This is a genomic window from Nostoc sp. XA010, assembly GCF_020829625.1.
Taxonomy (GTDB): Bacteria; Cyanobacteriota; Cyanobacteriia; order Cyanobacteriales; family Nostocaceae; genus Nostoc.
Genome location: NZ_JAIVFX010000020.1, coordinates 1 through 21,665, shown reverse-complemented (window position 1 = coordinate 21,665; position 21,665 = coordinate 1). Strand labels below are relative to the sequence as shown.

Genomic DNA, 21,665 nt, shown 5'->3' with positions numbered 1-21,665 from the left:
CAATTAAGTCATATTAACAACTTTCTTATGAAGAGAACACCCTAAATTGTTTTTTCATGATGGACGGATATATAAAAATAAAATTAATAACCTATCAAAAGACAGTTGTCCAACTAATAAAAAATATTTTTAGCAGTTGTAAAAAATTAAAGTAAAAATATTATTTTGAGAGTTTTTTAGATTTAGAAATAAAAAGTAAGTCACATTTTCAAAAAAAATAGAGATGGAAAACTTAAATTATTGAGGCTATGAGGTGAAATGAACCTATTTTATAAAAATAATTTAATTATTGGAGATAATAGTAATTTACTAAAAAGAATCTTTGAGATTTTAGAGGAAAAACACTTAAATCAATATGCTGAATTTAGCTATGTCTGCTCTCCACAAACAGATATTGAACTACCTTTCATCTCGGATTTTAAATGTAATCAGATAGATGTCAACAAAGATATAAAAACTTTAGTTGATAAATTTGATTTAATTATATCTGCACACTGCAAGCAGATTTTTCCAGCAGAGCTAGTTACTAAAGTCAAATGTATAAACATACATCCAGGCTTTAATCCATATAATAGAGGTTGGTATCCTCATGTATTTAGTATTATTAATAAATTCCCAACTGGTGCGACTATCCATGAAATGGATCAAAAAATAGACCACGGCTCAATAATTATTCAGCGCCAGGTAGAAATATTTTCTTATGATACTTCAGATACTGTTTATAAGCGGATATTAGATACTGAGCTAGATATCTTCTCTGAAACAATAGAGAAAATACTTTACAATGATTATCACACTTACACTCTTCAAGAAGAAGGAAATATAAATAAAAAAAAAGATTTTCAAAAAATTAGACAAATAAAACTAGAAAAAGTATATTCTGGCAGAGAAATTATCGATTTACTGCGTGCTTTGACACATGGTGATTATCAAAATGCTTATTTTATAGATGACGAAAATAATAAAATTTTTATCCGGCTAACACTAGAACCAGAAGAAGTTGTAAAAGAATGATATCTCCTTTTCAAGAGCCTATATATGTTACTCGTCCCCTACTACCAGATTTAAATAAGTTTAATCAAAAGCTTCAAGAAATTTGGCAAAGTCAATGGCTGACAAATAATGGAAAACAACATTTAGAGCTTGAGGAAAAACTAGAACAAGTTCTAAAAATTCCTCATTTATCATTATTTAATAATGGCACAATTGCACTTGTAGTTGGGTGTCGAAGCCTACGTCTTTCTGGAGAAGTCATCACTACTCCTTTTACTTTCCCTGCGACTCCCCACGTTTTGACTTGGAACAATATTAGGCCGATATTCTGTGATATTGATCCAGAAACGATGAATATTGATGCCAATAAGATTGAGTCAATGATTACCCCCCAAACAACAGCAATTCTAGGAGTTCATGTCTATGGTACTCCCTGTGATGTGGTCAAAATCCAGGAAATAGCTGATAAATATGGCTTAAAAGTCGTATACGATGCTGCACACGCGTTTGGAGTAGAAATTGACGGTGTAGGTATAGGTAATTTTGGCGACTTGTCGATGATGAGCTTTCATGCTACAAAGCTATTTCATACAGCTGAAGGAGGCGCTCTATTATTTAAAGATAATAACTTGAAAGCAAGAGTAGAATTGTTAAAAAACTTTGGCATCAAAAATGCTGAAGAAGTAGTCATGCCGGGTATTAACGGTAAAATGAACGAAATTCAGGCTGCTCTAGGTTTAATTGTATTGGAATATATAGAAGAGGAGAGACAGCAGCGCAAGCTACTAGTCGAGACATATCGCAAATGTCTGCAAAACGTACCGGGTATTACTGTTTTGACAGAAATTCCGGGTGTTACCAGCAGCTACCAGTATTTTGTAATTAGGATTGACCAGGAACTTTTTGGGTGCGATAGAGACCATTTACATAATCAATTAAAGCAATATAATGTCTTTACTCGCAAATACTTTTATCCACTTTGTAGCGAATACCCATGCTACAAGTACCTGCCATCGTCGAGTAGCGTTAACCTGCCAGTTGCCAATCAAGTAGCTAAACAGGTTTTATCATTACCTTTATATGGTAGCTTAAGCGATGATGATGTTGAAAAAATTTGTAAAATAATGATTGAAATTAGAGGCTATTAATCTGTGCCAAAAGTGTCAGTAATTATTCCATCTTACAACCATGAAAAATACATATCAGAAACCATACAAAGTGTATTAAATCAAAGCTATCAAGACTTTGAAATAGTAATTACAGATGATTATTCTTCTGATAATACTATAAAAATTATTAAAGGATTTAATGATCCTAGAATTAGAGTTTTTTGCTTTCCTAAAAATCGGGGCGCTGCTATTGCTGCTAACAATTGCATCAAAGAAGCAAAAGGCGAATTAATTGCAATGTTAAGCTCTGATGATATTTTTGCTCCCGACAAATTGGCAAAGCAAGTTACTTATTTGGAAGAAAATCATGATGTGGGTGCTGTTTTTAGTTATGCTCATATTATTGATGATGATGGAAATGATTTTAATCAAGAAAATCACTTTTATAAGCAAATTTTTATCCAGCCAAACCGCAATCGTTTTGAATGGTTAAATCATTTTTTCTTTAAAGGTAATTGCTTATGTCATCCTAGCGCATTGATTCGTAAAAAATGTTACAATGATTTAGGACAGTATGATGAGAGATTTGCTCAGTTACCTGATTTTGACTTCTGGATCAGGCTTTGCATGAAGTATGAGATTCATATAATTCCAGAGGAATTAATTAAATTTCGTATTCGTAAAAATGAGGCTAATGCTAGTGGTAATAGACCAGAAACCAGAATTCGTCATCAGATAGAGTGTAAGCAAATTTTAAAGAATTATTGCTTGCCAGAAGTACGGAATAACTTTTATAAAATATTTCCTGAAGCGGGATTTGATGTAAATCACAATCAGGATGGTGAAGAATCAATTTACCTGCAACTTGCTCTGCTAGCAGTTCAAGTTAGTCTACCTGCATACCAGAGTTTTGGAATAGATAAGCTTTATGAGTTACTTGATAGTAAAAATAACATATTGGAAAAAATTCTCAAAAAATATGCTTTTGACTTTGGTAATTTAATAGCAATTACAGGTCAATATGATGTATATGGTATTATTAGTAAAGAAAATTTGTATTTTGAGCTTGAACAAGCTAAAGCAGAATTAGAGCGTTCGCAATTGCAGTTCCAACGCACTGAGATAGAACTAGAGCGTTCGCAATCGCAATTCCAACAAACTCAAACAGAGTTAGAGCGCTCATATTCTCAATTCCAACGCACTGAGATAGAACTAGAGCGTTCGCAATCGCAATTCCAACAAACTCAAACAGAGTTAAAGTGCTCATATTCTCAATTCCAACGCACTGAGATAGAACTAGAGCGTTCGCAATCGCAATTCCAACAAACTCAAATGAAATTAGAACAGTTACAATCTCAGTTGCAACAGACGGAAATAGAACTAAAATCTTGCCAGTCAGAGCTGCATTATAATCAACTTGAATTGGAACAGCTTAAAACTAGGATTACAGCAATGGAGAGTAGTAAGTTTTGGCAATTACGGAAAGTATGGTTTCAAATAAAATCAGCCTTTGGTTTAGAAGTGGAAGAGCAAAAAAAGCTGTTGTAGTTTGATGACAAAAATACGTGCATAAATGTTGCGAGCGCATATTCAGGTAAAATATACTCTATTCTTACAATGAAGATTAATAAATTTTGCTAGCGAAATACAGGGTGTTTGCAATTTTAAATCCTTATAGACTTATTGACTGGTGTATAAAACTGTGATAAACCAATACAATAGATGAAAAATAAAGAATTTTATCGTACATTCTGCGCCCTTAACTGGTAAATTTATATAAAATGCGATTTCTATATAGTATACACGTGCTATATAAATAAAATAAGCGAATTAATAGCGCAATCGCAATATATAAAATATACTGTTTTGCATTCCTTATAATGATTAGTTGGGATATTTAATTTAAGTCTCAATATTATTTAAAGCAATCTTTTTTGTTATCTCAAACTTAAAATAAGCACAGATACGGTGAAGAATATCGGTTATGTGCATCTATCAAATTGAGGATCGATATGATTTTTAATCATGAAAAATTTTTGAGATTAAGGTCTATAGTTTCATCTCAAAACTCTCTAAATGTAGCTTTTTTCTGTGCAAGGCTCAAGAAAGGATACGGTGTAGATTTAGTAGTAGCTACACAAGCTAAGTATTTGGCAGCTTGGGGACACAAGGTTAAGATTTACACTTTAGTTAATGATGGATTTTTCACCTCTTCATTTTCTCAGGTAGGAAACATAGAGGTAATAACCTTATCTACTTTTAGATTGAATTCTACTGTTTCTGAAATAGTCTGTGATGTAGCTATTGCTCATACCGATCCTTTTTTTGAATTAGTATTCAAGATGAACTCTTACGTTACTAAAATTGCTTGGGACTATGGTGAACCTCCTCCAGAATTGTTTCCCGAACAAATAGAACAGAGAAAAACCCAAAAGGAATTTAGAAGGTTACATCATCATCTCTATCACAAGGCTATAGCTATCAGCAATTTTGTTAAAGAAGATATGGGATTAACAAAAGCTGATGTAGTTTATTGTGGTTCAGATCATTTAATTATTGAACATCCTCAATATGAAAAGCTAAAAGGTAAGCTGGCAAACTTGGCATCTTCACGAGGTTACTCACCAAATTGCTTAGACAAACCTTTTTTACTTTGCGTATCTCGCTTAGGAGAAATTTATAGCAGATATAAGGGAACTAATGATTTACAAGAACTTTCGCGTTTGACAAATATGCCAATTGTTCTTATTGGTAAATCAGATACTTACAAAGATGTAAAACACTTTAAAGATCAAGGTCTTATTTGCATTGAAAACCCATCTAATGAACAATTAATTTCTGCTTACTTAGATTCTAGTGCTTGTGTATCTTTGTCTAGATGGGAAGGGTATAATTTACCGCTTGTTGAAGCTATAGCTGTCGGCCGTATGTCATTTGCATTAGACTTGGGGGCACACAAAGAAACTGGTGCAAAAGTAGCGTCAAATATTATTGAATTATCACAAGTAATAATAGATGAACTACAGCGAGCAGACCAATATAAACCTCCTAAAACTTTGTATTCATGGAAAGAAAATGCCCAAAAACTTAACTCTATTCTTTATGAAACTCGTCTTAAACATTTAAGCACAATTCTCGGTGATAACTCTAAAAGCTTTGTTTTGCCTCTCATTAATAAAACGACATTACCTCGAATCAAAAAACTACAATTAAAAGCCAGTAACTACAGCTTATATTTTAGTAATTTAGAAAAAATAGACTTGTCTATATTAATCCTTTCTAAGGACAAAGTTAATTTGCTAAAACCATGCTTAGAATCTATTAAGCAAACTATACAACATATCAATTATGAAATTATTATAGGTGATACTGGCTCAGAATTATCAGACACAGAAGTTTATTATAAATCAATAGAAGACCCAGTATTTTATTTAGGGAAATATAATTTTAGCGAAGGCAATAACTACTTAGCATCTCAGGCTAGTGGTCGCTATATTTTATTGTTAAATAATGATACAGAAGCGATATTGCCATCTATTCAAGAAATAATTAGGATTTTCGAGACTAATCAAAATCAAATAGGTGCTATTGGTTGTAAGTTACTATATCCTAATTTCCGTATACAGCACGCAGGGGTATTTATATGTAAACATGAACCTTATAAATATATTCCTGAACATATTAATAAAAACTGCAAAAGCGCCGATAAAAAAGTTGTTCATTCACAAATTGTGCCAGCAGTTACAGGAGCTTGTTTATTTACAAATAGACAATTATTTTTAGATTTGGGCGGCTTAGATTCAGTTTACCAAGAAGAATGTCAGGACATCGACTATTGTTTTAAACTTCGAGATAAATATGGTTTATATTCCTACTATTATGCAGATAGTACTTGGATTCATAAAGAAGGACGTACAAGATCTGCAAAGGAGAATCTTCAGGATAGAAATATTTTTATAACAAGATGGCAAAATTTGATAGACAGTAATTCTTTGTATTCTTCATGAGGCTTAATATGAGTACCTTACCTCTTGTGAGTATTTGTATACCAGTATACAACGGAGAGATATTTTTAGAAGAGGCATTAGTTAGTGCCTTTAACCAAAGCTATTCTTCTATTGAAATAATTATTTCTGATGATAAATCTGATGACGATTCTCTTTTATTAGTTGATAAATTAAAAATTTATAATCAGAAAGACTTTGAGGTTAAAATCTATAGCCATCAAAGACTTGGATTGGTTCCAAATTGGAATTTTTGTTTGTCTAAAGCAAGCGGTAAATATATCAAATTTTTATTTCAAGATGATGTATTAGATAGTAACTGTGTAGACAAAATGGTGGCTCTAGCAGAAAGCAAACCAGAAATAGGAATGGTATTTACGCCCAGAGAATTGATAGTAAATGATGGAATGCAAGTACCTTTCGGTGTAGATATATTACATGAATTTTGGGGAAACTTACAACCTATCCAAAAAGGAAGTTCATTGCTCAAAAGAACAGTTCTTGTTCAAGACCCAGTAAATAAAATAGGAGAACCAACAAATGTTCTTATTAGAAAAGAAATATTAGATAAAATAGGTGATTTTGATGCTAATTTAGCACAGATTGTAGATTGGGAAATGTGGTTAAGGATTATTTCCAATTCTGATATAGGTTTTATTGACGAAAAACTTGCAAAATTTCGCATTCATGGCAAGCAAGCAACCAATCAAAACTTTATTGTTGGACGTGGCTGGGATGATATATATAAAATTTGGCTCAAGGTTCTCAATGACCCCGTATATCACAAAGTTCCTTTATGTAGCCGTTTGTTGATAAAAAGTAACCTGCTGTATCGACTAATAGATACTTTCATAAAGGCTTTACCAGCTAGGAAACCTGATGATTTAAGATTGCTATCAAGATACATAAAAATGGCAATAATGTCTTGAAGGTTTAGATTACCAAGTTTAGTATTTACAAACTTAACAAAATGATAAATTTGGTTAATCTAAATTATTGTTGTTAATAAATGTAATTTTTTTAGTAGCAAAAGGCTAAATTTTTATTCTTAAATCTAAAATTTAAAATTTATATATCCCAAAATTTATATATTCCATAGCTGCCTACTTGGCATTAAAGACAGAGCAAGGTCAAAATCAGTGGTAAAACGAGCATTAATTACAGGCTTAACTGGGCAAGACGGTTCTTATTTAGCGGAACTTCTCCTTGCCCAAGACTATCAAGTTTTTGGCTTAGTTCGGCGCTCCAGCTCGAGTAATTTGGAGCGCATTAGCCATCTTGGTGGCAACGTTGAGATACTATCAGGCGACTTGTTAGATCAATCATCTTTAATGGATGTAATCACACAAGCGCAACCAGACGAAATTTATAACCTTGCATCCCAAAGCTACGTTCCTTTATCTTGGACACAACCAGCTCTGACTGCTGAATACACTGCACTAGGAGTTTCCCGCTTGTTGGAATCGGTTCGGCGATGTAAGCCTGATGCAAAATTTTACCAAGCCTCTAGTAGCGAAGTGTTCGGTCAACCTGACGAATCACCCCAAAACGAAAACACCGCTTTTCGTCCCCGCAATCCCTATGGTGTTGCAAAAGCTTATGCTCACTGGATGACTATTAATTATCGCCAACAATATAAGCTTTTCGCTTGCTGCGGACTAACTTACACCCATGAATCTCCTAGACGCGGGACAGAATTTGTATTTAGAAAAATTACACACACCGTTGCTGCAATCAAACTTGGCTTAAGCAATGAATTGAAACTAGGTAACTTGGATGCTCGTCGTGACTGGTGTTATGCCAAAGATGCTGTACACGCTATGTGGTTGATGTTGCAGCAAGAGCAGCCTGATGACTATATCATTGCTAGCGGTCAAACTTATTCTGTGCAAGAGTTAGTCGAGTGTGCTTTCAATTTAGTAGGATTAAATTGGCAAGATTATGTTATAGTCGATCCTGCCTTTTATCGACCAAATGAACCTATGCAGTTAGTTGGCAGTATTGAGAAAATTAAAAAAAATATAGGTTGGTGTCCACAGTACTCCTTTGAGCAATTGGTTGAATTAATGCTCGATCGTGATTTAAAGGAACTAAGTTCAAAGGCTGTCTGACAATGTTTTTATATAAAAAATTTTCCTAATTACAGTTTTGAAAAAGTTGCATATTTCATGATGTTAAACCTAGAAATTCAACTCAAATGCAGAGTAAAGAAAAAATTGGCATTGTTTTAGCAACCTATAATCCTCAAGTTGAATATTTCCAAAAACAGATCCAGTCAATTCAAAACCAAACTTGGGACAACTGGGTTTGTCATATTGTTGATGACTGTTCCAAACTTGAATATCAAGCTGAAATTCAAAAAATTGTTGAAAATGATTCACGATTTATCTGTCATTCTCATAACGATAACCTGAAGTCTTATCACAATTTTGAGCGTGGTTTGCAATACTGTGTTGAAGATTCTACAATTACAGCGATCGCCTTTTCAGATCAAGATGATATTTGGCAACCAGAAAAGCTAAAAATATTAATTACAAAACTACGTTCAGAACAATTACTTTTAGTCCATTCAGATCTGGAACTTATCAACAGTCACGACCATACTATCAATCCTTCTACCTGGAATTTTGAAGGGCGTAATCCAGAAAAAGCTACCGCAGAATTATTATTACTTCGCAATGTATTCACAGGATGCTCTTTATTATTTTGTACTTCTCTGATTACCTATATTCTTCCCTTTCCCCAACAAAATGAAATTGTTTGGCATCACGACTTGTGGGTAGCGCTGGTTGCTATTCAAAAAGGGAAGATTGGACATATTCGGCAATCTTTAGTTCGCTATAGAATTCATAGTTCTAATACAGTAGGAGTCAGACAAGATGTTGGGAAGTTTTACGTTGAACTCATGGCATGGCTCAGTCAAAAATGCCGGATTACTGGTAAAAGCTATTTAATTCATCGTAACTTGAGTAAAGCATTTTATACCCGGTTTCAGCATGAATTAGGTTTAAGTTGGTCTGATCCCTTTGACGATCAACGATTAGATTTTGGTTTAGGTATTCTCAAGCTTTGTTACCAAAGCTGGCTAAACAAGTACGGTTCTGAAGGAATAGCCCTACGAATTTTGATTCTTAAATTTTTGTTTGACATAAGAAAAATTAAACCCAGTGATTTATTTTTTAACCGTTAATTATTATTCTACAAATTTAATTTTTAAATTAATCAATTCCATACATAAAGCAAGTTATATTAACTACAAATTAATTATCATCAATAACTCACCTGATGATAATTCTATTGATAATCTAAAAACTGATTCTGTCTTGATTTTTAATGCTAGGACTAATTTAGGTTTTGGTTGTGCTTGTAATTTAGGCTTGAAATGGATCTACAATCAAGATCCGCAAGCGTATGTTTGGATAATCAATCCAGATGCCTATTTAATAGAAAATACTTTAGATAAAGTTAAACTCTTTTTAGATTCTTATCCAGAAGTATCAATTATAGGTACTATTATTTATACTCCTACAGGTGAAGTCTGGTTTGCTGGTGGTGAATTTATTTCTACAACTGGTGAGATTCTGAATAAAGATTTATTAACACAAACAGATAAAGCTTATGTTGCTTGCGAATGGGTTTCAGGATGTAGTTTAATAATTAATTGCCAGATATTCTCTGATTATCCTTTATTTGACCCTGCTTATTTTCTTTACTATGAGGATTTTGATTTTTGTAAACGCTATGCCAAGCAAGGGCATTTAATTGTTGTTACTAAACAGTTCGGTGTAGTACATCAAGCATCGTCAATTACTGATAGAAATATTTTTCTAAAAACTAAACATAGTACTTACAGTTATTTATTAACATTAGAAAGATATACTAATTTACTAGTACAAACAATCAGATTAACTAGGCTAATTTCATACGCATTTGTTTTAATATTTATTAAACCTCAAGTGGCATTGGGTAAACTTTATGGAGTGTTAATCTATTGGAAGCGATGTCTAACAGCAATTCGCTAGAGGTCTACAGTAAAATTTTTATGAATAAAATTATAATAAACTTGTCTGTTATCAACACCAAACCAACAGGTATAACAACCTACGCCAATAATATATTTCCTTACTTTAAATTCCTGAACGCGATATTATTAACTTCAAGAATAATTCCTGATTACACTTGCTACCTAGTTCCTGCAAACTTAACACCCAACCAAGGCAGAAAAGGGCATTTTAATCGTCTAATATGGACGCAATTTCAACTACCAAAAATTTATAAAGACCTCGAATCTAGCCTTTTATTTTCCCCCCTCCCAGAAGCACCCCTCTATACTAACTGTCGCTTTGTCGTGATGTCTCACGATCTCATACCCCTAAGGTTTCCCAAATCTTTTTCTCCCCTGACACCATACCATCGCTACTACGTTCCCCAAGTCCTTAAGCAAGCCCAACATATCATCTGCAACTCCGACGCTACAGCTAAAGACATCACCGATTTTTACCAAATTCCAATTAACAAAATTACCTCTATCCCCCTCGCTTACGATAGCACTCACTTTCGTTTTCTCAATCTACCCAAAAGTAACTACTTTCTCTACATTGGTCGCCAAGACCTATACAAAAACATCCAGCGACTCATCAGTGCTTTTGCTGCGTTACCTAACTGCAAAGACTATGAACTGTGGTTAGCAGGGCCAAGCGATCGCCGTTATACCCCAATTTTAAAAACGCAAGTTGAGCAACTAGGCATAACTAATCAAGTAAAGTTTCTAAACTATATTCCTTACAGCGAGTTGCCAAAAATCATCAATCAAGCGATCGCTCTGGTTTTCCCTAGTCTATGGGAGGGTTTTGGTTTACCAGTCCTCGAAGCTATGGCTTGTGGTACTCCCGTCATTACCTCCAATCTCTCCTCCTTACCAGAAGTGGCCGGCGACGCGGCGATTCTGATCAATCCCTACAACACCGGAGAAATTACAGAGGCGATGCAAGCAATCGCAACTGATTCGGAGTTGCGATCGCGCCTTTCTAACCAAGGTATTACTCACTCCCAACAATTCAGTTGGGAAAAAACAGGAAAAGCAACCGTCGAAGTCTTATCCCGTTACTTATGAAAGATAAACTAATGCCAGAATTAGATGCCAGGATTTGAGATTTTGTCGAGGTTTCAGATTATCTTGACTAATGACTTGTAATTAATCCTCGATCCTTATGAAAGCACTAATTCTCTCTGGCGGTAAAGGTACACGCCTACGTCCTCTCACTTATAGCGGAGCAAAACAACTCGTACCAGTTGCTAATAAACCTGTTCTATGGTATGGCATTGAAGAAATGGTCGCTACTGGTATTACTGATATTGGCATCATCATCAGCCCGGAAACTGGGGCAGAAGTCCAAGCGAAAACCGGAAATGGAGAATACTTTGGAGCGAACATCACCTACATCGTACAAAAACAGCCAGCCGGACTTGCTCACGCCGTCCAAATCGCCCGTCCGTTTTTAGGAGATTCTCCCTTTGTCATGTACTTGGGTGATAACCTCATTCAATTAGGTGAGTTACGTTATTTTCTGCAACAATTTAGCCAACAACAGCCAGATGCTTTGATTCTCTTACGTTCAGTTTCTAACCCTAGCGCCTTTGGTGTAGCTGAGGTCGATGAAACAGGAAGAGTATTACAGTTAATTGAAAAACCCAAAGTTCCTCCTTCAAATCTGGCATTGGTAGGAGTTTATTTCTTTTCTCATCTCATCTTTGATGCGATCGCAAATATTCAACCTTCCGCCAGAGGTGAACTGGAAATTACTGATGCTATTCAATACCTAATTAATCAGAAAAAACAAGTTTTAGCCTATAATCTCCAAGGTTGGTGGTTAGATACTGGTAAAAAAGATGACTTATTAGAAGCTAACCGATTGATTCTCGACACCTATTTGACAGCATCAGTTCTTGGCGAAATCGATGCCCAAAGTCAGATTATTGGGCGAGTCCAAATCGGTGCAAAATCTAAAGTAATTAACTGTACAATTCGGGGGCCAGTAGTGATCGGTAGCAATTGTCATTTAGAAAACTGCTTTATTGGCCCTTATAGTAGTATTGCCAACAATGCCACACTCATTGATACCGATTTAGAACACAGCGTGATTTTAGAAGGTGCTAAAATTGCTGGAATTCATCAGCGTATTATTGATAGTGTGATTGGGCAACGGGCACAATTGACTCTTGCACCTCGTCGCCCCAAAGCCTTGCGATTTCTAATTGGCGATGACTGTCAAATTGAACTAACGTGATTTACTTGTTAAAAACAGGACAAGCTACGGTCGAAGTGTTACCTGTTAGCTGTAAAATACAAGCATTAAATTACTCTCACAGTTAACACTGTGGCGGGTTACTCGAAATAATATTGATGAGCATTGTACATACCAAAATACCTGAAGTTATACAACTCGAACCCCAAGTATTTACAGACGATCGCGGGTTCTTTTTTGAAGCCTACAACGACCGAAAATTTGCCCAAGAGACTGGTATTGTTGCCAACTTTGTCCAAGATAACCACTCTTGCTCAAAACAAAACGTCTTGCGGGGATTACACTACCAAATTAAACAACCTCAAGGTAAACTTGTCCGGGCTATTGTTGGCACTATCTTTGACGTAGCCGTAGATATTAGAAAAAGTTCGACTACCTTCGGTAAGTGGGTAGGTTATGAACTCAGTGCTGAGAACAAACGCCTACTGTGGATACCACCAGGCTTTGCTCATGGCTTTCTCGTGCTTTCAGAAATAGCTGAAGTTCTCTACAAAACTACAGATTATTACGCACCCCAAGGCGATCGCACAATTCTATGGAACGATCCAGATTTAGCTATAGATTGGCCTTTGAGTACGACACCGATTTTATCAACTAAAGACGAAGCCGGGAAATCTTTGAGAACTGCTGAAGTATTTGATTAAGCTTGATGATTGCGTTAGGCTCAAAAACTAATTAGGATGAGTAAATCAATTTTGCTGATTGGTAGCAACGGTCAAGTGGGTAAGGAACTGCAACAAATACTCCCATACTACGGCGATATTATCTCAGTAGAACGCCCAACAATAGACCTTGCCCAACCCGATACCCTCCGCAACGTCATCATATCAAAACAGCCGCAAATCATCATTAACGCTGCTGCTTACACTGCTGTGGACAAAGCAGAAAGCGAACCCGAACTTGCTAGCGCTATTAATGCGATCACACCCCTAATTATTGCTCAAGAAAGCCAAAAATTAGGAGCTTTTCTAATTCATATTTCCACCGATTATGTTTTTGATGGTAATCGGTATCGCCCCTACCAAGAAACCGATGCGACTAATCCCTTGAGTGTTTATGGTAAAACCAAACTTGCTGGAGAAGAAGCAATTCGGGAAACTTGCGCCCATCACCTCATCCTCCGCACTGCTTGGGTTTATGGAACCTTTGGCAAAAGTAATTTTGTCAAAACCATGCTGCGACTAGGTGCAGAACGCCAAGAAATCCGTGTCGTCGCCGATCAAATTGGTAGCCCGACTTGGGCGCAAGATATAGCCACGGTTATAGCCCAGACAATTCCCCAGTTAACCCCAGAAATTAGCGGTAGTTATCACTACACTAATAGCGGCGTTGCTAGCTGGTATGATTTTGCCGTTGCAATTTTTGAAGAAGCACAACAGCTCGGCTTCCCTTTGAAAGTTGAACGTATTGTCCCCATTACTACCGCCGAATATCCTACACCAGCCCGTCGCCCTGCCTATTCTGTGCTTGCTTGTGAAAAAGTTTCAGCAATTTTAGAGACACATCCGCCCCATTGGCGACAAAGACTCCGGCAAATGCTTAAAGATTTGAAAATTGGGCATGGGGCATAGGATATTGTTCATTAAAATTTCTTCCTATTCCCCACTCCCTATTCCCTACTCCCTTTTACTTTTCAAAACTCCCGTTTCATGTTGTATTGGCAAAACATCTAAAATATCAGTTTGGGAACAATATTTTAAATCTTCGTGACAGTCCAGACGCACTAATCGTTGGCCGTGACTAGCTTGGTGAAGTAATCCCAATAAGTTATCTTGCCACTGAGAGTAAAGAGCGATCGCACTTATTACTTCATCATTACCAGCTAATTCTTCTGGTGAGAGCTGTGTTTGCTGTAAAAGACTATGAGCGATCGCACCTGCACAAACTGTATCTTCTAAAGAAAAACTGCCTTCCCAACCAGAACCGACAATCCACACTGTCTCTGGTTGCTTATCTAAAAGAAATTGCACCACCGCCGCCCGGTTAATCAAGGCTGCTGCTAATAGATTTGGGGAATCTTGTACCCGTTGTAAGGCACGAGTGCCATTGGTGGTACTGATAAACAAGCGACGCCCTTGGACTAATTCTGGTGTGCAGTCGAGGGGAGAGTTACCCAACTCAAAGCCAGCTACTTTCGCGCCACCGCGTTCTCCAGCTCGCAGACGTTTTTCAGAAGGCCATTTTTGGCTAACTTCAATTAATTTATCTAAATCGCTGAATACTTGTACAGCTTCGCCTCCAGCTGCCAAAACTGTCGCAATTGTGCTAGTGGCTCGCAAGACATCGACTGCGATCGCACATTCTGGCGCTTTACCCGTTGGAGTCAATTCAGGAGTGTGGTATACGAATAGCTTCACGCGCTGGATACACCTAGTTTAATACTACTGTCGCAAATAACATTTTACCTAGTTGGTGCCACTAACTATAATCTCAATTTTTCCCAGAGGACTTTTTACCATCAAAAAGCACAATGTATGTCATCTAATACATAAATGGGGCTGGGGAATAAATCTGTTAGGGGTTTTAACTAAATTTTAAGAGTCTCTAATAAATACTCAAAAAGCCCATTTTTATCTGAATAGACTTTCAGACTGCTGCACTATCTTGTAATCTAAAACAAGAACAGACTTATCTTTATGGGGAAAAAGTTACAGCTTCAAGTTTACAGCACGAAGAGACGGATATTCACTTATTCCCCACTCCCCACTCCCCATTGAAATTGCTATGGCACCTTTACCCGATTACCGCCCTAAACAACTATCTTTAGGCCCGTTGGAAGCAGAAATTCTAAATATCATCTGGGAACTTGGTTCAGCCACAGTAAAGGATGTACACGATCGCATTCTGGCTGACCCTAACCGCGAATTAGCGTATACTTCTGTCACTACTGTCTTACGTCGCCTCACAGATAAAGGTTGGCTGGCTTGCGATAAGAAAGAGCGGGCATTTTACTGGCGGCCAATGTTGAGTAAGCAGCAATCAGAAGTCATCAAAGCTCATGAGCAATTACAGCGATTTTTGGCAGTGGGGAACCCCGATGTTATTGCTGCCTTTGCCGATAGCCTAGATGAAGCAGCCAGTGAGCAAATAGCAGCGATCGCCAAACGGATTCAATCTGCACGCCAAGCCAGGGAGGAAAAATGATGCATCTAATAATGATTTTGAATGCTTTGGCAGTTGCCTGGTGGTTAAGATCCGCTTGGAATCAACGCCAAGGCAGTTGGAGTCGGCGGTGGCAGCGATCGCTATTTTTGTTCCTCTTTCCGCCCTTGCTAATTTTCATGACTGCGATCGCTGTCCTCTTCATGGGGCCTCAAGGACAAATGGGCGGGATGTATACAGGCTCAATTAGCTATTTACTAGCATTAATTTATTTGGCATTCTTTGCCATTTCATGCATTAAACTTGCCTTCCAGGGTTGGCAGTCTGTAGAATCTGCCCGTAACTGCCCTTTAGTGAATGTTGGCGATAGACGAGCCAGACTGCTGCAAACGGGGGCGCTGTTTGCCGGTCAAATCGGTTTTTGGCAACCAGAACTAGTGGTTAGCCAAGGCTTAGTGCAAACTCTCTCACCGGCTCATTTAGAAAGCGTCTTAGCCCATGAGCAAGGGCATCACTATTACAGGGATACGTTCTGGTTTTTCTGGCTGGGTTGGGTGCGTTCCTGCACCGCTTGGTTGCCGAATACAGAGCCTTTGTGGGAAGAATTGTTAGCTTTGCGCGAACTTCGTGCTGACGGTTATGCAGCATTACAGGTAGATCCTCTGGTGTTAGCAGAATCACTTTTATTAGTAGTTAGTACCAGCCCAGTACTACCGGAAATATGCTGTGCTGCGTTAGGTTCCTCTGGTGCAGATCGGTTAGAACAGAGAATAGAAGCCCTATTAGCACCTCCAGAAGCAACCCAAGTCTCTCAATTCCAATCTTGGCATGGTTTTCTTCTAGCGTTATTACCTTTAGTAGCTGTAGTATTTCATAGTTAAGTTGAATTTATAAAGCTATAGCAATGCTATTTTATTTGTGAGAATTTAAAGCTAAAAATCCCCAACTTCCTTGGGAAATCGGGGATTTATGCTAACCAAAGTCGCGCTAAGTATCCCAATTAATTAGCCTGAAATTATTCGAGTTTTAAGCAAAAGCGATCGCTTGAAAACTTCTTCTAAATGCGGATAACGGTAACATTAGTGGAGTATCTTAACACAATCTCATTTCCTGAGCCGCTTGCCTAAACTGGTTTAAACCTCATTATTTATTCTCCCACCAATGTTGTCTGTTTATTTCCGCCCTACTGTACTAGACCATCAATTTACTATTCTCACCCAATTGTGCTACTATATTCCCTTGCATCACCCTATTCAATGCTAATATCTCCGCTAGCTCCAGATCCGTACCACCTGTTATATCGGGAAATGTTAGCCCAAGCGGGTTGTCAGGTTGTGTTTGATTCTGTTCTGCCGTAGTAAGGTAGAATGCGTAATTAGTATTCTCTCCTTGACCTTGAATCTGTATATAATAAGTTCCTGGATTCAATGAAATGCTTTGAGTTGCTTCAGATATACTACTATTTTGATCGTTACCAGTATTAGAACCAATAGTAGAAGCTAAAATCTGACCGCTTGCATTAAACAGTTGTTCACTGATGCTCCCAGAAAAGCTAAATTTATCTATCGTAACAGTACTAGGTTGATTTAAAGTGAACTGATAGTAGTCATTAGGATCAGATGAACTTACATATTCTGATACTAGAGTATAATTTGAACCTATCGTCAGTTGGCGAGCAGTGTCTAATGTCTTTCCAGCGTATTCACTGGCAGCCTGACGTCCTTCAAACCTACCATATAAACTAAAGTGTTCGACTAAATTGATGCCTTTCAAAGAAGTCAAATCGGGATTATTTGCTTTATAGAAACCAGCATCAAAATAGGGTGAAGATTTACGCCCTTCATTTATCCCATTGATTTCAAAGTGTTGCAACAACTCGCTATTGTTCAAATTAGCTAAATCTTGGTTGTTAGTGCGATAGTAGTTAAAGTCAAAATAGCGTGAAAAGTTACGCCCTTCGTTTATCCCATTGATTTCAAAGTGGTTCAAAAGTTGAGAATTGTTTAGATTTGCGAGATCAGAGTTAAGCAACTGATATTGTGCAAAATTGAAAAGTGGATCAAAGCTACGACCTTCAGTAATACCATTGTTTTCTAAATGATTAAATAATTGCTCGTTGTTAAAGCTTGCAAGGTCACTGTTCTTAGCACGGTAGTAGTTCAGGTCAACCAATGGAGAGAAACTGCGTCCCTCAGCTACACCATAATTCTCCAGATGATTCAACAGTTGGCTGTTGTTGAAGTTTGCCAGGTCAGAATTGCTAGACCGATAAAAACTTAAATTAATCAGTGGTGAGAAGGAACGTCCTTCATTTAAACCATAAGCTTCAAAGTGTGATAAAGCTTGAGCATCATTTAAACCAGCTAAGTCAGCATTAGCATCACGATAGAAATTGGCATCAAATACACTTGATCTACTTAGGGGCATACCGCTAAACTTCCTAATATAAAGTATTTGTGCTGTTAATTTTACATCAGTTCGACAAGGCTAAAAAGACATTGATACTTAGTTTAATAATTAAGATAAACGCCATCGCTTACGTTTTTTCTAACAACTGTCCGCGAATTTTTTGGACTCAGGGCACTGGGAATGCATTATCTTCGTTAAATAGAATATTATAATGTATGATGTAATAATTTTTACATACCTTTTGGACTATAATACCGTTTTTGTACGTATATACTGAATCTACAAAATGAAACTGCTGCTTTTCGGATTTTTACTCAGATATTTTTGCAAAACACCACTACTTACTATAAGAATGAACAGTGCTTAATCCAAAGCCCGCACTCACTTATTGCGGTAATCATCATATTCGTGGTTGGTTGTAAGTATTTCGTCCTTTGGTGAAAACGTTAGCTACCTTAACGCTCTTCCATCACTCTAGACACAGGAAGATAAGACATCTTGGGATTATTTGGTATCTACCATAGCATCTCGCATTCGATTCCTCGACGCCATTAGTGGTAAAAAGGCCAATTGATAAATGAGAAATTAGAAAAACCCTAAGCCAAGGTTTAAGCAAATTGAAAAATTGATCGGGTTGAATAACTAGGCGTAAATTGTTGAGCAGATTCTTCCAGCCTTGACCAAAGTCGCACCAATCGTGCTCTTTGAATTTGCTAACAACTGATCTGTTAGTTCGTTAATGCCTTTTCCCTGAGTATTATTCAAAACTTGAGAGAGAATAACTGCGATCGCAGTCTTTGTTGAAACTCCAGGACTTGTTTAGGACAAGCACCAAAAGACCCATGATTCATAAACGTCACAGTCGAGTCAAGCGACCATAAATCTCTGACGGATAATCTAGAATCCAAAACTTAAAATCCAAAATTGATAAACTCCCCAGGCTGGATTCGAACCAGCGACCAATCGATTAACAGTCGATCGCTCTACCACTGAGCTACTGAGGACCACTCACGATTTATAATCTTAGGGCTAAAAATAGTATTTGGCAAGTACTTTCGCCAATATTTTTTTTAGATGCTTAATTTATGGAATTTTTGCAGTCAAAACCGATTCAGGAACTTAAGCAGAGACTAGTTAAATACTAATATCTACTGTAATCCCATTCGTAATTCAGCCAGACGCTGCCGCGCCTTAGCATCAATGGCATTAGCTAAAAACCTACTCTTAGATTGTTTGCGCGTATGATACTTCTGTCGCATCCGACAAACAGTAGCTTCTACTTCCCCACAAAGTTGTTGTGCCGACAACCATTCAGCCCCATAGCCTTGTATCATCAACTGCTGTGCCCGATCTGATGTAGCAACAATTACACGAGAAATCAAAGATTGGGCTATTTGCTGGCGCATAGACGCACAGGATTTTTCAATATAAGTATCTGCTGTCTGCCCAAAATCAGTGTAATAAACTGATAAAAGCTCAGTAATTATTTCTTTATTGCTAGAAGAGTTCTGATATTGGGCATCAAAAACTATTTGAGTTGCATAACCTTGGAACGCACTATAACCAGTCATCGCTTCCACAAGTTCACCCCGTGCTGCCTCTAGTCCAACACTATCACGCGTTTTTTTAAGGCAAGGCCAAGCGCCAATTATATTGTAGCCGTCTACTAACAAAACGGCTTGCAGTAAGGAACGGGGCATGGTTTTTAATCACAATTTTCTAGAGTTAACAAAATTCATTCATAAGTTTTATAATAATTGATGCATAGTCTGTAACACTATGCTACACAGAATAAAAAATACGGCAGCCTCATAAACCTAAAACCTAAGACAGACGTACCTACTTAAAACGCGCCTTTGTTTTAAAAGGCGCGTTGCAGTTCATTTTCAGTAGTAATGAGAACGAAGAGTACTGAGTCAAAAGACTACATATAAAGTAGTGGAGCATGTACGGCTATGAAAGCCTGAATACTTTTTACTCTTACTCAGCACTGGCTCAACCATAGCTATGCGCTAACAGTACTCAATTAAGAGGCTTCACTGTGTACCTCCATTAGACGTTGTTTGAGGCGTTGAGGTTCACCCCTATCTACGAGAGAGCCTTTTTCTAGCAAGAAAGCGCCATCACAATAATTTAACTCGTCTAATCGATGTGTCACCCAAAGCGCTGTAATACCTCGACTTTTGACAAGGCGGCGCACACCAGCCACTAAATCCAACTGGCTATCTGGATCTAGTAAGGCAGTGGGTTCATCTAATAATAAGACTTCACAGCGACGGGCGATCGCACCGGCGATCGCGACTCGCTGTTTCTGTCCCCCAGAGAGTGCATAGATAGGGCGTCGTAGGAGGGCAAGCAAATTCACCGCTCCTAGTGCCTCCTCAACCCTTGCTCTAGTAGCAGCAGGCGGTAACTTTTCTTCCACCAATCCAAAAGCCACATCAGCACCAACCGTTGGCATCACCAGTTGATGATCTGGATTTTGGAAGACAAAGCCAACGGGGTGCAAAACCCGAATTTCCCCAGACTCAGGAGCTAGTAGGCCTGCCAGCAGTCTAAGTAACGTTGATTTACCACTGCCATTTGTACCCAAGAGCATCCAAAATTCGCCCTTTGGTACTTCTAAAGAGCAAGATTTGATAACTTTCTCTCCATTAGGCCAATTGAAATTTAAATCCTTGACCTCAATGCCCACTTGAGCCATTTGTCAACCTTGGTTACTCAGCAGCTACAGCGAAAAATCCAGGTGGCCTACCACCACCAGGGGTTGTACCATCTTTCTGAACAATCTGCACCCCAGAAATTTCACTAGCGCGGACAGCAATTTTTTTCTCTGTCTTGCCCTCGCACTTGAGTTCCACAATGTCAGGGTTACCAGAGCGTATTGCTGCCAAAATCAGCTGATAGACAGCCTCAGCATCCTCTGCTGACTTACGTTGTACAGAGATAGGGAAAGCAGTGTTTCTGATGCTTAAATCGATGGTAAACATTTAGCAATAATCAAATTTAACTGTGGACTCATTTTAGCGTCAGCTGACTGATTCTAGGGAAATGGGAAAGAGGCAGAGAGGCGGGGGGCAGGGGGAAATGACCGAAGAGGCGGAGGGGCAGGGAGCAGGGAGCAAGGGGGAGGGACTGAGACGGAGCTTGTACTCCGCACAAGTCTTGCGCCCTGGAAGGGCGGGCCTTGTACCCATGTTCCGCTCCGCTTCACGGCTTCTGGGCAGGGATTGCTCCCCCTGCTCCCTGCCCCCCTGCTTCTTTTGACCCCATCAAGAACTGTCGTGGAATGAGCGGGGAAACATGGGTCTGAATGCCCCACTTTAACAAGCGTGGTTATCGTAAAGAGCGGGAACTAACGCAACAGGTGGGAGCGAATCTCAATTCTTGTCTATCTCCCTTGCTCCCCACTCCCACCTCATCTGAATCAAAAATAAATTTTTATTACAAAACCCCTAGAAAAATTAACGATTTACACCTAATATTATTAAAGGTGTGTAAAAAATTGTAAACTTGGTTAACAAGCCGGTTAACTTTCTGCTTATGGAAGGCTTTTATTTAGCCATCTATAATACAGATACAACCTGTACTTATAAATATTTGGAGATTTCCTCTAATGACCATCGCAGTTGGACGCGCCCCTAGTAGAGGGTGGTTTGACGTTTTAGACGACTGGCTCAAGCGCGATCGCTTCGTATTCGTAGGTTGGTCAGGGATACTATTGTTTCCTTGCGCCTTCCTAG

General features: G+C 38.0%; 19 protein-coding genes, 1 tRNA gene and 2 pseudogenes. 15 read left to right on the top strand and 7 right to left on the bottom strand.

The window, feature by feature from the left end; translation table 11 throughout:
• Positions 1-258: 258 nt before the first annotated feature.
• The 12 genes from LC608_RS24240 to rfbD all read left to right on the top strand — a co-directional run bounded on the left by LC608_RS24240 (position 259) and on the right by rfbD (position 13,982).
• Positions 259-1,014: a dTDP-4-amino-4,6-dideoxyglucose formyltransferase gene (locus LC608_RS24240; RefSeq protein WP_229556005.1), complete on the top strand. Its 756-nt coding sequence runs from the start codon at positions 259-261 to the stop codon at positions 1,012-1,014.
• Positions 1,011-2,141, top strand: a complete 1,131-nt coding sequence (locus LC608_RS24235) for a DegT/DnrJ/EryC1/StrS aminotransferase family protein (protein ID WP_229556004.1) — start codon at positions 1,011-1,013, stop codon at positions 2,139-2,141. The genes LC608_RS24240 and LC608_RS24235 overlap by 4 nt, the downstream gene beginning before the upstream one ends.
• A gap of 3 nt (positions 2,142-2,144) precedes the next feature.
• A complete protein-coding gene (locus LC608_RS24230) occupies positions 2,145-3,650 on the top strand; it encodes a glycosyltransferase (protein WP_229556003.1) in 1,506 nt (501 codons plus the stop codon).
• A gap of 464 nt (positions 3,651-4,114) precedes the next feature.
• A complete protein-coding gene (locus tag LC608_RS24225) occupies positions 4,115-6,109 on the top strand; it encodes a glycosyltransferase (RefSeq protein ID WP_229556002.1) in 1,995 nt (664 codons plus the stop codon).
• A gap of 8 nt (positions 6,110-6,117) precedes the next feature.
• The gene (locus LC608_RS24220) at positions 6,118-7,035 is read left to right on the top strand and encodes a glycosyltransferase (protein WP_229556001.1); all 918 of its coding nucleotides are present in this window, start codon (positions 6,118-6,120) and stop codon (positions 7,033-7,035) included.
• A 210-nt stretch (positions 7,036-7,245) separates the two neighbouring features.
• Complete coding sequence (locus tag LC608_RS24215) at positions 7,246-8,217, top strand: GDP-mannose 4,6-dehydratase (RefSeq protein ID WP_229556000.1); 972 nt, start codon at positions 7,246-7,248, stop codon at positions 8,215-8,217.
• An 86-nt stretch (positions 8,218-8,303) separates the two neighbouring features.
• Positions 8,304-9,296 (top strand): glycosyltransferase, encoded by a 993-nt coding sequence (locus LC608_RS24210; RefSeq protein WP_229555999.1) that lies wholly within the window; start codon positions 8,304-8,306, stop codon positions 9,294-9,296.
• On the top strand, positions 9,274-10,128 hold the full coding sequence (locus tag LC608_RS24205; RefSeq protein ID WP_229555998.1) for a glycosyltransferase: 855 nt from the start codon (positions 9,274-9,276) through the stop codon (positions 10,126-10,128). Before LC608_RS24210 ends, LC608_RS24205 begins: the two co-directional genes overlap by 23 nt.
• 20 nt (positions 10,129-10,148) lie before the next feature.
• Positions 10,149-11,219 (top strand): glycosyltransferase family 1 protein, encoded by a 1,071-nt coding sequence (locus tag LC608_RS24200; RefSeq protein WP_229555997.1) that lies wholly within the window; start codon positions 10,149-10,151, stop codon positions 11,217-11,219.
• Between the two features lie 97 nt (positions 11,220-11,316).
• Positions 11,317-12,393, top strand: a complete 1,077-nt coding sequence (locus LC608_RS24195) for a glucose-1-phosphate thymidylyltransferase (protein ID WP_229555996.1) — start codon at positions 11,317-11,319, stop codon at positions 12,391-12,393.
• A gap of 116 nt (positions 12,394-12,509) precedes the next feature.
• Positions 12,510-13,055, top strand: coding sequence for a dTDP-4-dehydrorhamnose 3,5-epimerase (rfbC, locus tag LC608_RS24190; protein ID WP_229555995.1), 546 nt, complete (start codon positions 12,510-12,512; stop codon positions 13,053-13,055).
• Between the two features lie 36 nt (positions 13,056-13,091).
• Entirely contained in the window at positions 13,092-13,982 is an 891-nt protein-coding gene (gene rfbD, locus LC608_RS24185) for a dTDP-4-dehydrorhamnose reductase (protein WP_229555994.1), read from the top strand.
• Positions 13,983-14,027: 45 nt separating this feature from the next.
• Here the strand turns inward: rfbD and LC608_RS24180 are convergent, their stop codons facing one another.
• Positions 14,028-14,768, bottom strand: a complete 741-nt coding sequence (locus LC608_RS24180) for a 2-phosphosulfolactate phosphatase family protein (RefSeq protein WP_229555993.1) — start codon at positions 14,766-14,768, stop codon at positions 14,028-14,030.
• Positions 14,769-15,135: 367 nt separating this feature from the next.
• Here LC608_RS24180 and LC608_RS24175 point away from each other — a divergent pair, with 367 nt between their 5' ends.
• Both LC608_RS24175 and LC608_RS24170 read left to right on the top strand, forming a co-directional pair.
• Positions 15,136-15,555 (top strand): BlaI/MecI/CopY family transcriptional regulator, encoded by a 420-nt coding sequence (locus LC608_RS24175; protein WP_229555992.1) that lies wholly within the window; start codon positions 15,136-15,138, stop codon positions 15,553-15,555.
• Entirely contained in the window at positions 15,555-16,394 is an 840-nt protein-coding gene (locus LC608_RS24170) for a M56 family metallopeptidase (protein WP_229556071.1), read from the top strand. Before LC608_RS24175 ends, LC608_RS24170 begins: the two co-directional genes overlap by 1 nt.
• A 310-nt stretch (positions 16,395-16,704) precedes the next feature.
• On the opposite strand, the gene LC608_RS24165 is transcribed toward LC608_RS24170, so the two are convergent.
• The 6 genes and pseudogenes from LC608_RS24165 to LC608_RS24145 form a co-directional block, all read right to left on the bottom strand.
• Positions 16,705-17,940, bottom strand: coding sequence for a hypothetical protein (locus tag LC608_RS24165; protein WP_229555991.1), 1,236 nt, complete (start codon positions 17,938-17,940; stop codon positions 16,705-16,707).
• 761 nt (positions 17,941-18,701) lie between these two features.
• A pseudogene (locus LC608_RS37645) lies at positions 18,702-18,830 on the bottom strand (aminotransferase); the annotation flags it as partial.
• Between the two features lie 24 nt (positions 18,831-18,854).
• Positions 18,855-18,926: transfer RNA gene (locus tag LC608_RS24160), tRNA-Asn, on the bottom strand.
• Positions 18,927-19,070: 144 nt separating this feature from the next.
• On the bottom strand, positions 19,071-19,622 hold the full coding sequence (locus LC608_RS24155) for an NYN domain-containing protein (protein WP_190731514.1): 552 nt from the start codon (positions 19,620-19,622) through the stop codon (positions 19,071-19,073).
• A 326-nt stretch (positions 19,623-19,948) separates the two neighbouring features.
• On the bottom strand, positions 19,949-20,626 hold the full coding sequence (locus LC608_RS24150; protein ID WP_229555990.1) for an energy-coupling factor ABC transporter ATP-binding protein: 678 nt from the start codon (positions 20,624-20,626) through the stop codon (positions 19,949-19,951).
• A gap of 13 nt (positions 20,627-20,639) precedes the next feature.
• On the bottom strand, positions 20,640-20,912 hold the full coding sequence (locus LC608_RS24145; protein ID WP_012410874.1) for a hypothetical protein: 273 nt from the start codon (positions 20,910-20,912) through the stop codon (positions 20,640-20,642).
• A 626-nt stretch (positions 20,913-21,538) separates the two neighbouring features.
• On the opposite strand from LC608_RS24145, the pseudogene LC608_RS24140 reads away from it, so the two are divergent.
• A pseudogene (locus tag LC608_RS24140) lies at positions 21,539-21,665 on the top strand (photosystem II D2 protein (photosystem q(a) protein)); the annotation flags it as partial.

Bases quoted from the DNA above. Each gene is read 5' to 3' on its own strand.
- LC608_RS24195 (WP_229555996.1), top strand. From the start codon at position 11,317: ATGAAAGCACTAATTCTCTCTGGCGGTAAAGGTACACGCCTACGTCCT.
- rfbD (WP_229555994.1), top strand. From the start codon at position 13,092: ATGAGTAAATCAATTTTGCTGATTGGTAGCAACGGTCAAGTGGGTAAG.
- LC608_RS24200 (WP_229555997.1), top strand. From the start codon at position 10,149: ATGAATAAAATTATAATAAACTTGTCTGTTATCAACACCAAACCAACA.
- LC608_RS24165 (WP_229555991.1), bottom strand. From the start codon at position 17,940: ATGCCCCTAAGTAGATCAAGTGTATTTGATGCCAATTTCTATCGTGAT.
- rfbC (WP_229555995.1), top strand. From the start codon at position 12,510: ATGAGCATTGTACATACCAAAATACCTGAAGTTATACAACTCGAACCC.
- LC608_RS24235 (WP_229556004.1), top strand. From the start codon at position 1,011: ATGATATCTCCTTTTCAAGAGCCTATATATGTTACTCGTCCCCTACTA.
- LC608_RS24175 (WP_229555992.1), top strand. From the start codon at position 15,136: ATGGCACCTTTACCCGATTACCGCCCTAAACAACTATCTTTAGGCCCG.
- LC608_RS24150 (WP_229555990.1), bottom strand. From the start codon at position 20,626: ATGGCTCAAGTGGGCATTGAGGTCAAGGATTTAAATTTCAATTGGCCT.
- LC608_RS24155 (WP_190731514.1), bottom strand. From the start codon at position 19,622: ATGCCCCGTTCCTTACTGCAAGCCGTTTTGTTAGTAGACGGCTACAAT.
- LC608_RS24170 (WP_229556071.1), top strand. From the start codon at position 15,555: ATGCATCTAATAATGATTTTGAATGCTTTGGCAGTTGCCTGGTGGTTA.
- LC608_RS24240 (WP_229556005.1), top strand. From the start codon at position 259: ATGAACCTATTTTATAAAAATAATTTAATTATTGGAGATAATAGTAAT.
- LC608_RS24145 (WP_012410874.1), bottom strand. From the start codon at position 20,912: ATGTTTACCATCGATTTAAGCATCAGAAACACTGCTTTCCCTATCTCT.
- LC608_RS24210 (WP_229555999.1), top strand. From the start codon at position 8,304: ATGCAGAGTAAAGAAAAAATTGGCATTGTTTTAGCAACCTATAATCCT.
- LC608_RS24225 (WP_229556002.1), top strand. From the start codon at position 4,115: ATGATTTTTAATCATGAAAAATTTTTGAGATTAAGGTCTATAGTTTCA.
- LC608_RS24220 (WP_229556001.1), top strand. From the start codon at position 6,118: ATGAGTACCTTACCTCTTGTGAGTATTTGTATACCAGTATACAACGGA.